Annotated in this window: 12 protein-coding genes; all 12 read right to left on the minus strand. The window is 74.5% G+C overall.

What is annotated here, in order from left to right:
• Positions 1–58: 58 nt before the first annotated feature.
• On the minus strand, positions 59–574 hold the full coding sequence (locus Q0967_RS00085) for a cell division protein SepF (protein ID WP_298748124.1): 516 nt from the start codon (positions 572–574) through the stop codon (positions 59–61).
• 64 nt (positions 575–638) lie between these two features.
• Complete coding sequence (locus Q0967_RS00090) at positions 639–1,379, minus strand: YggS family pyridoxal phosphate-dependent enzyme (protein WP_298748122.1); 741 nt, start codon at positions 1,377–1,379, stop codon at positions 639–641.
• A 2-nt stretch (positions 1,380–1,381) separates the two neighbouring features.
• On the minus strand, positions 1,382–2,185 hold the full coding sequence (locus Q0967_RS00095; protein WP_298748120.1) for a polyphenol oxidase family protein: 804 nt from the start codon (positions 2,183–2,185) through the stop codon (positions 1,382–1,384).
• Between the two features lie 69 nt (positions 2,186–2,254).
• Positions 2,255–3,559 carry a cell division protein FtsZ gene (gene ftsZ, locus Q0967_RS00100; protein WP_298748118.1) on the minus strand — a complete coding sequence of 435 codons (1,305 nt, stop codon included), beginning with the start codon at positions 3,557–3,559 and terminating at the stop codon, positions 2,255–2,257.
• Positions 3,560–3,685: 126 nt separating this feature from the next.
• On the minus strand, positions 3,686–4,474 hold the full coding sequence (locus tag Q0967_RS00105) for a cell division protein FtsQ/DivIB (protein ID WP_298748116.1): 789 nt from the start codon (positions 4,472–4,474) through the stop codon (positions 3,686–3,688).
• A complete protein-coding gene (murC, locus tag Q0967_RS00110; protein ID WP_298748114.1) occupies positions 4,471–5,982 on the minus strand; it encodes a UDP-N-acetylmuramate--L-alanine ligase in 1,512 nt (503 codons plus the stop codon). Before murC ends, Q0967_RS00105 begins: the two co-directional genes overlap by 4 nt.
• Complete coding sequence (gene murG, locus Q0967_RS00115) at positions 5,979–7,094, minus strand: undecaprenyldiphospho-muramoylpentapeptide beta-N-acetylglucosaminyltransferase (protein WP_298748112.1); 1,116 nt, start codon at positions 7,092–7,094, stop codon at positions 5,979–5,981. Before murG ends, murC begins: the two co-directional genes overlap by 4 nt.
• Complete coding sequence (gene ftsW, locus Q0967_RS00120) at positions 7,091–8,422, minus strand: putative lipid II flippase FtsW (protein ID WP_298748110.1); 1,332 nt, start codon at positions 8,420–8,422, stop codon at positions 7,091–7,093. Before ftsW ends, murG begins: the two co-directional genes overlap by 4 nt.
• A complete protein-coding gene (murD, locus tag Q0967_RS00125) occupies positions 8,419–9,966 on the minus strand; it encodes a UDP-N-acetylmuramoyl-L-alanine--D-glutamate ligase (RefSeq protein WP_298748108.1) in 1,548 nt (515 codons plus the stop codon). The genes ftsW and murD overlap by 4 nt, the downstream gene beginning before the upstream one ends.
• On the minus strand, positions 9,963–11,078 hold the full coding sequence (gene mraY, locus Q0967_RS00130) for a phospho-N-acetylmuramoyl-pentapeptide-transferase (RefSeq protein ID WP_298748106.1): 1,116 nt from the start codon (positions 11,076–11,078) through the stop codon (positions 9,963–9,965). Before mraY ends, murD begins: the two co-directional genes overlap by 4 nt.
• The gene (murF, locus tag Q0967_RS00135) at positions 11,078–12,532 is read right to left on the minus strand and encodes a UDP-N-acetylmuramoyl-tripeptide--D-alanyl-D-alanine ligase (protein ID WP_298748104.1); all 1,455 of its coding nucleotides are present in this window, start codon (positions 12,530–12,532) and stop codon (positions 11,078–11,080) included. Before murF ends, mraY begins: the two co-directional genes overlap by 1 nt.
• A complete protein-coding gene (locus Q0967_RS00140) occupies positions 12,529–14,442 on the minus strand; it encodes a penicillin-binding protein 2 (RefSeq protein WP_298748102.1) in 1,914 nt (637 codons plus the stop codon). The genes murF and Q0967_RS00140 overlap by 4 nt, the downstream gene beginning before the upstream one ends.
• Positions 14,443–14,449 lie beyond the last annotated feature (7 nt).

Here is a 14,449-nt window from a genome sequence, read left to right on the forward strand (position 1 = left end):
GCCTACGCGGGCGACCTGGGCGTCGGCTGCTGCGGGCCGACACCGGCACGGTCGGACGTCAGCTCTGGTTGAAGGGCCCTGCCGCGCCGCGCGTCTGCTCGGCGGTCGCGCCCCCGTCGACCTCGACGAAGGACGGGCTGAGCAGGAACACCTTGCTCGTCACGCGCTCGATGGACCCGTGCAGGCCGAAGGCCAGGCCGGCGGCGAAGTCGACGAGCCGCTTGGCGTCCGAGTCGTCCATGTCGGACAGGTTCATGATGACCGGCACCCCGCCCCGGAAGGCCTCGCCGATCGTCTTGGCCTCGTTGTAGGTGCGCGGGTGGATCGTGGTGATGCGGTTCAACTCGCCGACCTCCGGCTCGCGGACGACCTGGGAGACAGGAGTGCTGGACGGCAGCGTCGCGACCGTGGCGTGCTGACCGGTCCCGTGGTCGTCCTCCCGCAGCTGTCGCACGCTGGCACCGGTGGAGCGCTGGTCGGGCGCCTCGTCGGCGTAGGTGTCGTAGTCGTCGAAGCGCTCGTCGGACTCGGCGAGTCCGAGGTACTCCATGGTCTTGCGCAGTGCCCCGGCCATGTGTGCGAGCTCCTAGGTGCGTGTCGGGTCGTAGCTCCCGTGGGTGGATCGGTCGTGCACGACGCTACCGCTGGGGTGGTCGCGAACCGAGGATTGCGCTCCCGACACGCAGGTGTGTCGCACCGGCCGCGACGGCGAGCTCGAGGTCTCCGCTCATGCCCGCGGACACCCAGGTGGCGCCGGGGTGGGTGTGCCGCAGCTGCTCCCCCAGCCCGACGAGCCGGTCGAAGGCGCGCCGGGTGTCGTCCGGGGCGAGGCCGAGGGGCGCGATCGCCATGACCCCCCGCAGCTCCAGCCACCGCGCGTCTGCCACGTCCTCGGCCAGCGAGGACACCTCGTCCGGCGCCGCCCCGCCGCGGCCCGCCTGCTCGCCCTCCCCGAGGTCCACCTGGAGGAGCACCTGCAGCGGGTCCTCCTGGTCACCGTCGTCGACGGCCTCCGCCCGGCCCCGCTCGAGGGCACGGACCAGCCGCGCCCGGTCGACCGACTGGACGACGTCGGCATAGCGGGCCACACGCCGCGCCTTGTTGGTCTGGAGCTGGCCGACGAAGTGGACCCGCACGTCAGCGCGCAGCTGCCCGGGCAGCTCGGCGACCTTGTCCCCCGCCTCCGGGTCACGGCTCTCGCCGATGTCGGTGACGCCCATCCCGGCCAGCAGCTCCACGTCGCTGCCGGGGAAGAACTTGGTCACGACGACCAGGGTCGGACGCTGCGCCTCCCGGCCGGCGGCCGCGCAGGCGGCGTCGACGCGACCGCGGACAGCGTCGAGCCCGGAGGCGAGCTCGGCCGCTCGGAGGCTGCTCATGCTCAAGCCACCCGCTCCGGCGGCAGCAGCCGCACGACCCCGGCGAAACGACCGGTGACGCCGTCCCGACGGTAGGAGTAGAGGTCGGACCGCTCCCGGGTGCAGCCGGGCAGCCACCGGAGGGTCACCTCGAGCTCGCTGTCGGCGAGCTGCTGCACCACCCCCGAGGCGACGTCGATCGCGGGGGTGCCGGTCCAGGAGACGGCGGCGGCGGCCGGGGTGAGCGCGGCCGCCTCGTCGCGCAGCCCCCGGGGCACCTCGTAGCAGCGCGGGCACACCGAGGGGCCCACCACCGCCTCGAGCCGGCGTGCGCCCAGGTCGCCCAGCACCTGCAGCGCCGCCGGGACGACCCCGGCGAGCAGCCCCGGACGGCCGGCGTGGACCGCGGCGGCGAGACCCTCGGTGCGGTCGACGAGCAGGAGGGGCACGCAGTCGGCCACGAGGACCACGAGCGCCTCGTCGGTGCTGTCCGTGACGAGGGCGTCCGCGGCGGGCGCCGGGTCGACCCGGTCCGTCCCGGGTGGCGGCGGTGCGCCACCCGGGGATCCCGCCCGGGTGGACGGGGTGAGGGCCACGCAGCGCCCGTGCTGCTGGTCCATGAGGCGCAGGTCGGCTCCGCGCAGGCCCAGCTCGTGGGCCAGCCGGTGGCGGTTCGTCTCCACCGCCTCCGGCAGGTCACCGACGTGACCGCCGAGGTTGAAGGAGGCGTAGGCGTCCTGGCTGGCACCGCCGTGCCGGTCGGTGACGGCCCACTCCACCCCGTATCCGTCGCCGGTCGGCTCGAGCCGCTCTCGCCAGGTGAACACGCTCAGCAGGGTATCGGGCGCCCCCGGGGCAGCAGGGGGCGTGCCCCCACCACGGGTGGTCCCGTCAGCTCACTTCAGGAAGTCCGGCACGTCGAGGTCGTCGGAGTCCTCGAAGGTCACCTGGCGCGGGGGCTGCTGCACGGGACGCTGGGCCGGCTGCGCGACGTCGTCGCCGTCACGCTCCGCCTCCACCTGCGGCACGCCCTGGCCGGACTGACCGCCGCCCTGGGTCGCGGCGCCGGCCCCCCCGGGGGCACCCTGCCCGGCGGGGCGCTGCCCGCCCTGGTCCGGCGTCGGACGCTGCTGCTGCGGCTGCTGCTGGCCTCCGGAGGGGCGCTGCTGACCCTGGGGGGCCTGCTGGCGGTTCGCGCCGCCGGCGTGGACCTGGCCGAGGGCGCGGTCGTTGTTCTCGCCCCGCGCCTGCGGGGCGCCGCCGTCGAAGCCGGCCGCGATGACCGTGACCCGCACCTCGTCGCCCAGGGAGTCGTCGATGACCGCACCGAAGATGATGTTGGCCTCCGGGTGGGCGGCCTCCTGCACCAGGCGGGCCGCCTCGTTGATCTCGAACAGCCCCAGGTCCGAGCCGCCCTGGACCGACAGCAGGACACCGTGGGCGCCCTCGATGCTGGCCTCCAGCAACGGGGAGGAGATCGCCAGCTCCGCCGCCTGCACCGCGCGGTCCTCGCCCCGGGCCGAGCCGATGCCCATGAGGGCGGACCCCGCCCCCTGCATGACCGACTTCACGTCGGCGAAGTCCAGGTTGATGAGGCCCGGCGTGGTGATGAGGTCGGTGATGCCCTGGACACCCGAGAGCAGCACCTGGTCGGCGCTGCGGAACGCGTCGAGCATGGACACCGTGCGGTCCGAGATCGACAGCAGCCGGTCGTTGGGGATGACGATGAGGGTGTCGACCTCGTCGCGCAGCGTGGCGATGCCGGACTCGGCCTGGTTGGCCCGGCGCCGGCCCTCGAAGGTGAACGGCCGGGTCACCACACCGATGGTCAGGGCCCCCAGGCTCTTGGCGATCTTGGCGACCACGGGAGCACCCCCGGTGCCCGTGCCACCGCCCTCCCCGGCGGTGACGAAGACCATGTCGGCCCCGCGCAGGGCCTCCTCGATCTCCTCGGTGTGGTCCTCCGCCGCGCGGCGCCCCACCTCCGGGTCGGCGCCGGCGCCGAGCCCCCGGGTGAGCTCCCGGCCCACGTCGAGCTTGACGTCCGCGTCGCTCATGAGCAGGGCCTGGGCGTCGGTGTTGATGGCGATGAACTCGACACCCTTGAGGCCGACCTCGATCATCCGGTTGATGGCGTTGACGCCACCTCCGCCGATGCCGACGACCTTGATGACGGCCAGGTAGTTCTGCGCTGCGGACACGATGGACCTTTCGGAACGGGTGCGGGTGCGATGCATCGATTGCGGTGCGTGCCGCGAGCATACGCGGGCGAGGAGGGCCGGTCCCCCAGCATGAACCTCGACCTCAGGTCGAAGGTCGAGGGTCGATCAGCCCGTGGCCTCGGGAAGCCCGGTGACCACCGGCGTGCCGGGGACCCGCACGTCGATCGTCATGGCCAGCGCACCCTGCGGGTCGATGGTCTCCTGCCCCACCAGGGCGGTGACGACGTGCCACTTCTTCTCGTTGTCCGTCGGGGCGCCCCACAGCAGCGTGAGCTGACCCAGGTCCATCTCGACCGAGCCGTCCCGGGCCACCGAGGGCGCGCCCAGCTCGCCCTCGAGGGTGTCCGGGTCCGGTCGCGTGCGCCACAGCTCGGCCAGCCCGGTCACGGTCCGCCGGTCCAGCTCGGTCGGGTCGGTGCGCAGCGCGATGAGCGGGAGCTTCTTGCTCGGCGTGTCCACCTGCTCGTAGAGCACCCCAGAGGCGTCGGCGAGCCAGGTGGTCCCGGCCCCGCGCAGCGCCAGCGCAGGGTCGCGCTCGGTCACCACGAGGGTGATCGAGGAGGGCCAGTCGCGCTCGACCTCCACCGAGGCGATGCGGGGGTCGGCGAGCACCCGCTCGCTGACCCGCCCCTCCGACACCCGTGCCAGGGGCCGGCCCTGCGGGATCTGCGCCTTCTCCAGGGCGCTGGCCGCCACGTCCTCCCGGCCACCCTCCACCTGCACGTCCTCGACGACGAAGGCGACCGAGAAGTAGAAGAGGAAGACCATCGCGGCGGCGGCCGCCAGGACCCCACCGCCCCACAGCACCAGGGTCCGCCGACCGAGACCGACGCGGCGCGCCCGGGCGGCGCCCCGGCGGGCGGCCCGCCGCCGGCGTGGCCAGCGCGGGCTCACGGTGCTCCCTCCTCGACCGTCCGTGGCGCGGCGACGCCGCTCCGGCGCTCACGCTCCAGCAGGTCCAGCAGCTCGGCGCCGACACCGGTGACGTCGCCGGCCCCGACGGTCACGACCAACGACTCGACGCCGTCGGCGACCACCTCGGCGAGCGCGGGGGCGGCCCCCCGGACCGACCCCACCTCGAGGACGCGGGGTGCCGCGGCGTGCGCGCGCAGGCCGCTCGCGAGCAGGCCGGAGGTCACCCCGGGGTGGTCCTCCTGACGCTCGCGCGCGGCATACACCGGCAGCAGGACCACGACATCGGCCCCGGCGAGCCCCTCGACGAAGCCCGGCGCGAAGTCGCGCGTCCGGGAGAACAGGTGCGGCTGGAAGGCGACGACCAGGCGACGCCCGGCCGCCGCGCTGCGGGCGGCCCGCACGAGCGCCGCGACCTTGGGGGCGTTGTGCGCGTAGTCGTCGACGACCTCGACCCCGTCCACCGCGCCGACCGGTTCGAAGCGCCGGTGGACCCCCGCAAAGCGCTCCAGCCCGTCCACGGCCGCGCCCAGCGGCAGGCCCAGGCCGGCGGTGGCCGCCAGGAGCGCCGCGACCGCGTTGTGCACGGTGTGCTCCCCGGGCGCCGGCAGGCGCAGCCGCACCGTCGTGCCCTCCTCGAGCCCGGGCACGTCGGGACCGACCACGACGGTGCCCGAGGCGGTCGTGCCCTCCGAGCGCAGGTCGTCCACGAGCACGTCCGCGCCATCGGTGCCCCACGTCACGACCCGGAGCCCGGACGCCCGGGCGTACGCGGCCAGCCGCGCGGCGCCCGGGTCGTCGAGCGTGGTGACGAGCAGGCCGTCGCGGGGGACGGTGTCGACGAAGTCCCGGTATGCCGCCTCGACGGCGGCCGCGTCGCCGTAGTGGTCGAGGTGGTCGGGCTGGACGTTGGTCACCACCGCGACCTGGGGTCGGTAGGTGAGGAAGCTGCCGTCGCTCTCGTCCGCCTCGACGACGACCGGGGCGTCCGGCGCCCCGGGGGCGGCACTCACGCCGGTGCTGGCCAGCGGTGCGCCCAGGACGTATCCCGGGTCCGCCCCCGCCGCCTGGAGGGCCGCCGTGGTCAGCGCGCTCGTCGTGGTCTTGCCGTTGGCCCCGGCGACGGCCACCGCCGACCGCCCGTGCAGGAAGGCGGCGATGCCCTGGGCGCGATGCAGGACGGTCAGCCCGGCCGCGCGGGCGGCGGCCAGCTCGGGGTTGTCCTCGCGGACCGCCCCCGAGACGATCACCGTGCGGGCGTCACCCAGGTGCGCCGGGTCGTGGCCGACGTGGACCCGGGCCCCGGCCTGCTCCAGCGAGCGCAGCGTCGGGCTGTCGCGCTGGTCCGAGCCGGACACCGGCACCCCGCGGGAGAGGAAGAGCCGGGCCACCCCGGAGACGCCGGACCCGCCGAGGGCGATGACGTGCACCGGCCCGAGCTCCTCGGCTCTCGGGACGGGTGCGGTGAAGTCGAAGCGCGCCCCGCTCACCGCTGACCACCCGCCGCCTCGAGGACGAGGTCGACCAGCCGGTCGGCGGCGTCCCGGTCCCCGTGCTCGGCCGCCGCGGCGGCCATGACCTGCAGCCGTGGGCCGTCCTGCAGCAGCGGGAGCACCACGCCGCGCACCCAGCCCGCGTCGACCTGGGCGTCCTCGACGAGCAGCCCGCCACCGGCCTCGACGACCTCACGGGCGTTGAGGCGCTGCTCGCCGTTGCCGATGGGCAGCGGGACGTAGACGGCCGGGAGCCCGACCGCGGCCAGCTCGCAGACCGTCCCCGCACCGGCCCGGCAGAGGGCGAGGTCGGCGACGGCGTAGGCGAGGTCCATCCGGTCGGTGTAGGGCAGGGCGAGGTAGCGGGCGCCGGTCCGGGGGTCCGGACCGGGCACCGGCACCTCCTTGCCCGCGCCGGTGAGGTGCAGCACCTGGACCCCCGCGGCCAGCAGCTCGGCGCCGGCGCCGGCCACCGCCTCGTTGAGCCGCTGCGCCCCGAGGGAACCGCCGAAGACCAGCAGCGTGGGACGGTCCGCGTCCAGACCGAACTCGGCACGCGCCGCGCCGGCCAGGGCCTCCCGGTCCAGGGTCCGGATCTCCTCGCGCAGCGGCAGCCCCACCCGGGTCGCGTGCGGGAGCTCGGTGGAGGCGAAGGTCGTGGCCACCCGCGCGGTGAAGCGGGCCCCGAGCCGGTTGGCCAGCCCGGGCCGGGCGTTCTGCTCGTGGATGACGATCGGGACCCCGGCCCGGCGGGCGGCGAGGTAGGCCGGGGTGGCGACGTAGCCGCCGAACCCCACCACGACCTGGGCGTCGCCGTCGCGGATCGCCCGAGCCGCCGTCGCGATCGCCCGGCGCAGGGCCCCGGGGAAGCGCAGCGCGCGGGTGTCGGGCCGCCGGGGGAAGGGGACCTTGGGCACGACGACGAGCGGGTAGCCGCGCTCGGGCACCAGGCGTGCCTCCAGCCCCTCGGCGGTGCCCAGCACCCGGATGTCCGCGCCCGGCACCCGACGACGCAGCGCCTCAGCGGTCGCGAGCAGCGGGATGACGTGCCCTGCGGTCCCCCCACCGGCCAGCACGACGCGCACCCTGCTGCGGTCCGGCGCGTTCACCGCTTCCCGCCCCGGCCCCGGCCCCGGGTGCTCCGGCGGGCGGGGGTGGCCGGCCGGCGCCGCGAGCCGGCCGCACCGGGGACGGCCGCCAGGGTGCGCCGCAGCGTCCCGGTGCGTCCGCGCAGCGCCTCGTCGGCCCCCGGGAGGGAGCGGGCGAGCGAGAGGAGCAGGCCGATGCCGATGAGCGCGGCGATGAGCGCGGACCCACCGCTGGAGACCAGGGGCAGCGGCACCCCGATGATGGGCAGCATCCCGATGACCGAGCCGATGTTGATGAGCGCCTGGCTGAGGAACCACACCATGATCCCGGCGGCCGCCAGGCGGGTGAAGCCGTCCTCGGCCTGGGTGACGACCCGGAAGCAGGAGTAGGCCAGCACGGCGAAGAGCGCCAGGACCGTGAGGCTCCCCGGCAGCCCGAGCTCCTCCCCGATGATGGCCAGGATGAAGTCGTTGTGCGGCTCGGGCAGGATGCCCCACTTCTCCCGGGACTCCCCCAGCCCCAGACCCCACCAGCCGCCGTCGGCGAGGGCGTACTCCGCGTGGACCTTCTGGTAGCAGCCGTCGACGTGCGGGCTGTCGCAGATGCCCCCGATCCACGTCTGGATGCGCTGCATCCGGTTGGCGCTGCCCGCGGCGAGGAACGCCACGCCGACCGAGGCCACGGCGCCGAGACCGACGAACCACCGCGCCGGCAGCCCGGCCGCCCAGAGCAGGCCCACGATGATGGCGAGCATGATCATGCCCGTGCCGAGGTCGTGACCCTGCAGCACCAGGCCGACCAGCAGCATGCCGAAGGGGAAGACGAGCGGGACCGCGGCGTGCACGGGCTTGTGGATGACCCGCCGCTTGGCGGCGAGCACGGCGGCACCGAAGACGACGAGGGCGACCTTGCCGAACTCCGAGGGCTGCAGCGAGAACCCGCCGAAGGAGATCCAGTTGCGGTTGCCCTGGAAGTCCATGCCCAGGGGGGTGAAGACCGCGACCTGCAGCGCCAGGGCGAGGAAGACCCCGGGCCAGGCCAGCCTCTTCCACAGGCCCACCGGGAGCCGCGAGCCGATGACGGCGAGCACGATGCCGACCGAGCCGAAGACCAGCTGGTTGAGGAAGACGGTGTAGGAGCTGCCGCTCTCGCGGTAGGACCCGACGCTGGAGGCCGAGAGCACCATGACCAGGCCCAGCCCGGTGAGCATGGAGGCGGACACCAGGGCGAGGTAGTAGGGCGCGACCGGCGAGCGCAGCCACTCACCCACCGACTGCAGGCTCCAGCCGGTCTCCTCGCTCCCCCCGCGGGAGGACGAGCCGCGGGGTCGGTCCAGGGTCGTCGTCACGACGCCTGCCCTCCCAGGTGACGGCGGACGGCGGCGGCGAAGGTGTCGCCGCGGCTGCCGTAGCTGGGGAACATGTCGAGCGAGGCCGCGGCGGGCGAGAGCAGGACCACGTCGCCCGGGCGCGCGAGCGCGGCGCACCGGGCCACGACGTCGTCCATCACCCGGTCCAGCGCAGCCATGTCCCCATGGTCGGTGACACCGGCGTCGTGGACCGGGACCTCGGGCGCGTGTCGGGTCAGCGCCTGCGCGATCAGCCCCCGGTCGCTCCCGAGCAGCACCACCGCCCGCAGCCGGGGGGCGACCTCGGCCACCAGCTCCTCGACCTCGGCACCCTTGAGCTGGCCGCCGGCCACCCAGACGAGGTGGGGGTAGGAGCGCAGCGCGGCGAGGGCGGCGTGCGGGTTGGTGGCCTTGGAGTCGTCGACCCAGGTCAGCCCCTCGTGCTCGGCGACGACGCTCATCCGGTGGGCGTCCGAGCGGAACCCGCGCATGCCGTCGCGGACCGCGGCCGGCGTGATGCCGGCCGCCCGCGCCAGGGCGGCGGCCGCGAGGGCGTTGGCGACGAGGTGCGGCGGGGGCGCGGCCGAGCCGTCGCCGCCGGAGGCCCGGGCCAGGTCGGCCAGGGTCCCGAGCTCGGCGGCCGAGGTGCGCCGCTCCTCGACGAAGGCACGGTCGGCGAGGACGTCGTCGACGAGCCCCAGCATCGACAGCCCCGGTGTGCCGAGGGTGAAGCCGATGGCCCGGCACCCGTCCACGACCTCGGCCTGCTCCACCATCGCCTCGGTCTGCGGGTCCTGGACGTTGTAGACGCACGCCACCTGGGTGCGCTCGTAGATCCGCGCCTTGTCCGCGGCATACGCCTCCAGCGACCCGTGCCAGTCGACGTGGTCGGGCGCGAGGTTGAGCACGCAGGAGGCGAGCGGGCTCATGCTGTGGGTGAAGTGCAGCTGGAAGCTGGACAGCTCGACGGCCACGATGTCGTAGGGGTCCGGGTGCTGGACCGCGTCGAGTACCGGGGTGCCGACGTTGCCGGTGGCGATGGCCCGCAGACCGGCCGCCTGCAGCATCGAGGTGAGCAGCTGGACGGTGGACGTCTTGCCGTTGGTGCCGGTCACCACGAGCCAGGGCGCGGCGCCCACCCGCGGGCGCAGGCGCCAGGCCAGCTCGATCTCGCTCCAGACGGGTATGCCGCGCTCCAGCGCCGCCGCCAGGACCGGGTGGTGGGGGGGCCACCCCGGGGAGGTGACCACCACGTCGACCTGCAGCGGCGCCCCACCCCCCTCCTGGGCGTCCGGGCCGTCCTGCGGCCAGCCGGTCACGTGCTCCGGACCGCGGCGCACGTCGGCCCCGAGGATGCCGAGGATCCCCGCCTGCGTGTCCTGCTTCTCGGTGGCGTTGCCGGTGTCGAGCACCGTCACCCGGGCGCCGTGCTGCAGCAGCGCGTCCGCCGCGGCGAAGCCGGTGACGCCGAGGCCGGTCACGAGGGCGCGCAGCCCGCTCCAGTCCGCGTCCCGGTGGGTGAGCTCGCTGAGGTCGGCGCTCACAGGTTCGCCACCCACTCGCCGTAGAAGAGCCCCAGGCCCACCGCGACGCAGATGCCGGCGATGATCCAGAAGCGGATGACGATGGTCACCTCGGCCCAGCCGAGCAGCTCGAAGTGGTGCTGCAGCGGCGCCATCCGGAAGACCCGCTTGCGGGTGAGCTTGAAGCTGGCCACCTGGATGATGACCGAGAGGGTGATCATGACGAACAGCCCGCCGAGCACCGCCAGCAGCAGCTCCGTGCGCGTGGTGATGGCCAGCCCGGCGAGCCCGCCGCCCAGGGCGAGCGAGCCGGTGTCGCCCATGAAGATCTTGGCGGGCGAGGCGTTCCACCACAGGAAGCCGAAGCAGGCACCGGCGACCGAGCAGGCGACCACGGCGAGGTCGAGCGCGTCCCGGACGTCGTAGCAGTTGGGCCCCGGGGCCAGCTGGCAGTTCTGGTTGTACTGCCAGATGCCGATGACCGAGTAGGCGGCGAACACCATGACCGAGGCACCCGTCGCCAGCCCGTCCAGCCCGTCGGTGAGGTTGACTCCGTTGGACGCGCCCGCGATGAGGACGTTGGCCCACAGGATGAAGAGGATCACCCCGAGGACGGGGCCGGCGAAGGCCAGGTCGACCGAGGTGTCCCGGACGAAGGAGACGGCGGTGGACGCCGGGGCCCGGGTGCTGTCGCCCTCGAGCAGCAGCGCGGCCAGCGCGAACACGATGGCGACCACGGTCTGGCCGGTGAGCTTCTCCGCCGAGGTGAGGCCGAGGCTGCGCTGCTTGGAGATCTTGGTGTAGTCGTCCAGGAAGCCGATGAAACCCAGGCCGGTGATGAGGAAGAGGACGAGGACGGCGCTGAGGCTGAACCGCGAGTGGGTGACCTCGAGGATGCCGGTGACGTCGAGCAGGATGAGGAGCAGGTGGGAGACGACGTAGCCGGCCAGGGTGGCGCCGATGATGACCGCACCGCCCATGGTGGGCGTCCCGCGCTTGGTGTGGTGGGAGGTGGGGCCGTCGTCGCGGATGAACTGGCCGTAGCCGCGGCGCACGAGGAAGCGGATGAACAGCGGGGTGCCGAAGAGGGAGAAGACCATGGCGACCGCGCCGGCGAGCAGGACGTTGACCATCAGCCGCCCACCAGCTCGTCGCCGAGCAGGCGCAGCCCGGAGTCGCGGCTGCTCTTGAGCAGCACGACGTCACCGGGACGCAGCGTCCCGCGCAGGTGCGTCAGCGCCTCGTGCCGGTCCGCCAGGGTCCTCGCGCTGCTTCCCCCGGCGGCGAGGTATGCCGTCGCCGCCGGCCCGGCGACCGGTCCCACGACGACCAGCTCGTCGACCCCGAGGTCGGCCGCGAGCGCGCCGACTCGCTCGTGCTCGAGGTCGCTGTCGGCGCCGAGCTCCAGCATGCCGCCGACGGCGGCCACGGTGCGGCCCTCGCCGCGGCGCATCGCCGCCAGGGCGCGCAGCGCGGCCCGCATCGACTCGGGGTTGGCGTTGTAGGCGTCGTTGACGACGGTGACGCCGTCGGGGCGCTCGGTGACCTCCATGCGCCACCGGGACCGCGCGGTGGCGGCGCCCAGCGCGGCCGCGACCTCGCGCCACGGCATACCCCACTCGGCGGCGACCGCGGCGACGGCGAGGGCGTTGCCCACCTGGTGCTCCCCCGTGAGCTGCAGCGTCACCGGCTCGGCCACCCCGCCGGGGGCGGTGAGCACGAACGAGGGGCGCCCGAGGGCGTCCAGGGTGACCTGCTCGGCGCGGACCTCGGCGTGCGGGGCGAGCCCGACGAGCACGGTGCGCGCCCCGGCCCGCGCCGCGACGTCCGCCATAGCGCTGACGACGTCGTCGTCGGCGTTGAGCACCGCCAGGCCGTCCTCGGGCAGGGCGGCCACGATCTCGGACTTGGCCCGCCCGATGGCCTCGCGCGAGCCGAACTCGCCGAGGTGGGCGCTGCCGACGTTGAGGACCACCGAGACCAGCGGCGGGGCGGCCTGCGTCAGGTGGGCGATGTGCCCGGCGCCCGAGGCGCCCATCTCGGCCACGAGGTAGGCCGTGTCCTCGGTGAGCCGGCAGACGGTGAGCGGCAGCCCCACCTCGGAGTTGTAGGACGCCTCGGGGGCCAGCGTGGGCCCGAGCCGCGGCAGCACCTGGGCCATGAGGTCCTTGGTGGAGGTCTTGCCGGAGGAGCCGGTGATGGCCACCGTCCGCAGCCCGCCGTGCGCGGCGCAGCGGTCGTGCACCTCACGGGCGAGGGCGGCGAAGGCCCGGGTGACGGCGTCGTAGGGAGGCCGGTCCGGGCGGTCCGAGAGGCGCGCCGGGTCCTCCTCCACGACCACGCACGGCAGGCCCTCGACGGGGCGGTTGGTGAGGGCGGCGGCCGCTCCGCGCTCCGCGGCTGCGGCGACGAAGTCGTGCCCGTCGGCGCTCTCCCCGCGCCGGGCGACGTAGAGGCCGCCGGGGAGCGCCTCGCGGGAGTCGGTGACCACCGGGCCGGTGATGCGGACGGAGGCGTTCTCGGGGGAACCCGGGTGCACCCGGCCACCGGTCAGGCGAGCGACCTCACCGAGGCTCAGGGGGATCACCCATCGGTCCTTTCGTCCTTGATGGCGAGGTCTCCCAGTGTGACACCCTTCTGGCCGGGCACCGGCTCCTCGGGGTCGAACTCGATCTCGAACTCCGCGGGCGGGGTGCTCGCCGGGGCGATGCCCTCCTGCTGCAGCGCGTAGCGCATGAGGTCGGCGAAGACCGGTCCCGCGACGACCCCGCCGAACTCGCTGATCCGGGTGGGCCGCTGGATGACCACGGCCACGACGTATTTCGGGTCGTCGGCCGGCGCGAACCCCATGAAGGAGGAGGTCACGCTGCCGTCGTAGCGACCGGTCTCCGGGTCGATCCGGGACGCCGTGCTGGTCTTGCCGGCGACGTGGTAGCCGGGGACCGCCGCGAGCGGGGCGGTGCCCCCGGTGGACGGGACCTGCTGCATGATCTCGGTGAGGCTCTGTGCCGTCTCTTCGCTGACGACGCGCTGGTCCTCCTCCGCAGCCACCGGCTCCTCCGCGGTGTAGCGCCCGTCCTCGTCCACCGTGCCGGCGATGATGCTCGGGTGCACCCTGAGGCCGTCGTTCGCGATGGTCTGGAAGACCCCCATCTGCTGCAGCAGCGTGCCGGAGAGCCCCTGGCCGAACATGAAGGTGTAGCGCGTCGTCGCGCTCCACGTCGAGGGCTCGGGCACCAGGCCGGCAGACTCCCCGGGCAGGCCCAGGCCGGTCCGGTCACCGATGCCGAAGCGGCGCATCCAGTCGTAGATCTGCTGGTCGCTGAGCTTCTCGCCGTAGAGGATCGTGCCCATGTTCGAGGACTTGGCCAGCACGCCCCCGAAGGTGAGGTACTCGATCGGGTGCGGCTCGGCGTCCTTGAAGCGGGTCCCGCCACGACTCATGGTCACCGGCACCTCGATCGGGGTGTCCGGCTCGACGATGCCCTCCTCGAGGGCGGCGGCGGCCGTGATGAGCTTGGAGGTCGACCCCGGCTCGTAGACGTCCTCCACGGCGGCGTTGCGCATGTCCGCGGCGTCCTGGGTGCTCTGCGAGGGGTCGAAGCCCGGGTAGCTCGTCAGGGCGCGCAGCTGGCCGGTCTCGACGTCCATGACCGCGGCGTAGCCGGAGAGCGCCCCGGCCTCCTTCACCCGCGTGCGCACGGCGTCGTAGGCACGCCACTGCAGGTCGGCGTCGATGGTGAGGCGCAGGTCCTGGCCGGGCTGGGCCGGATCCTCCTCGTAGACACCGGTGCTGATCCGCTGGCCGTCCTGGCCGATCTCGTAGAGCGCCTCCCCCGGCTCGCCGGTCAGCTCCTCGTCCCTGACCAGCTCGATCCCGCCGGCGGCCATCTCCCCGGAGCCGATCCAGCCCAGGAGCGGCGCGGCGGCCTCTCCCAGGGGGTACTCGCGGCGCATGAGCTCCTCGCTGGTCACCCCGCGGACGTTGGCGGCCTTGATCTCCTGCCACTCCTGAGGGGACGCGTCGGGGACGAGGACGGCGTACTGCTCGCCCAGCGGGTCGACCAGCCGGCGGAGCACGTCGGCCTGGTCGGCGCCGGTGATCTCGGACACGACCTGGGCCGCCGCGGCATACCCGGTCCCGACGACCTGGCGGGAGCCGTCCGCCGCCTTCTCCGTGCGTTGGTAGTCCACGACGAGGGTCGGGTCGGCCACGATGCGCCGCCGCTCGACGCTGACGGCGAGGGCGTCGCCGTGGACGTCGGTGATGCTCCCGCGGGCGGCGGGGATCGTCCGGGACTGCAGCCGCTCCCCCAGGGCCGCCGCGGAGACGCTCGCCGCGTCCAGCCCCTGCAGCCGCACCAGCTGGGCGGCGAAGAGGCTGAGGACGATGAGGACCCCCAGCATGAGGGCGCGGGCGCGTCGGGCCGGGTGGGCGACGCCGGCCGCGACGGCCGGGGAGGACGGGGAGCGATGGCCGGTGCGCGGTCGTGCCACGGTGCTC

The sequence above is a fragment of the uncultured Serinicoccus sp. genome (assembly GCF_947500995.1).
In the GTDB taxonomy this organism is placed as follows: Bacteria; Actinomycetota; Actinomycetes; order Actinomycetales; family Dermatophilaceae; genus Ornithinicoccus.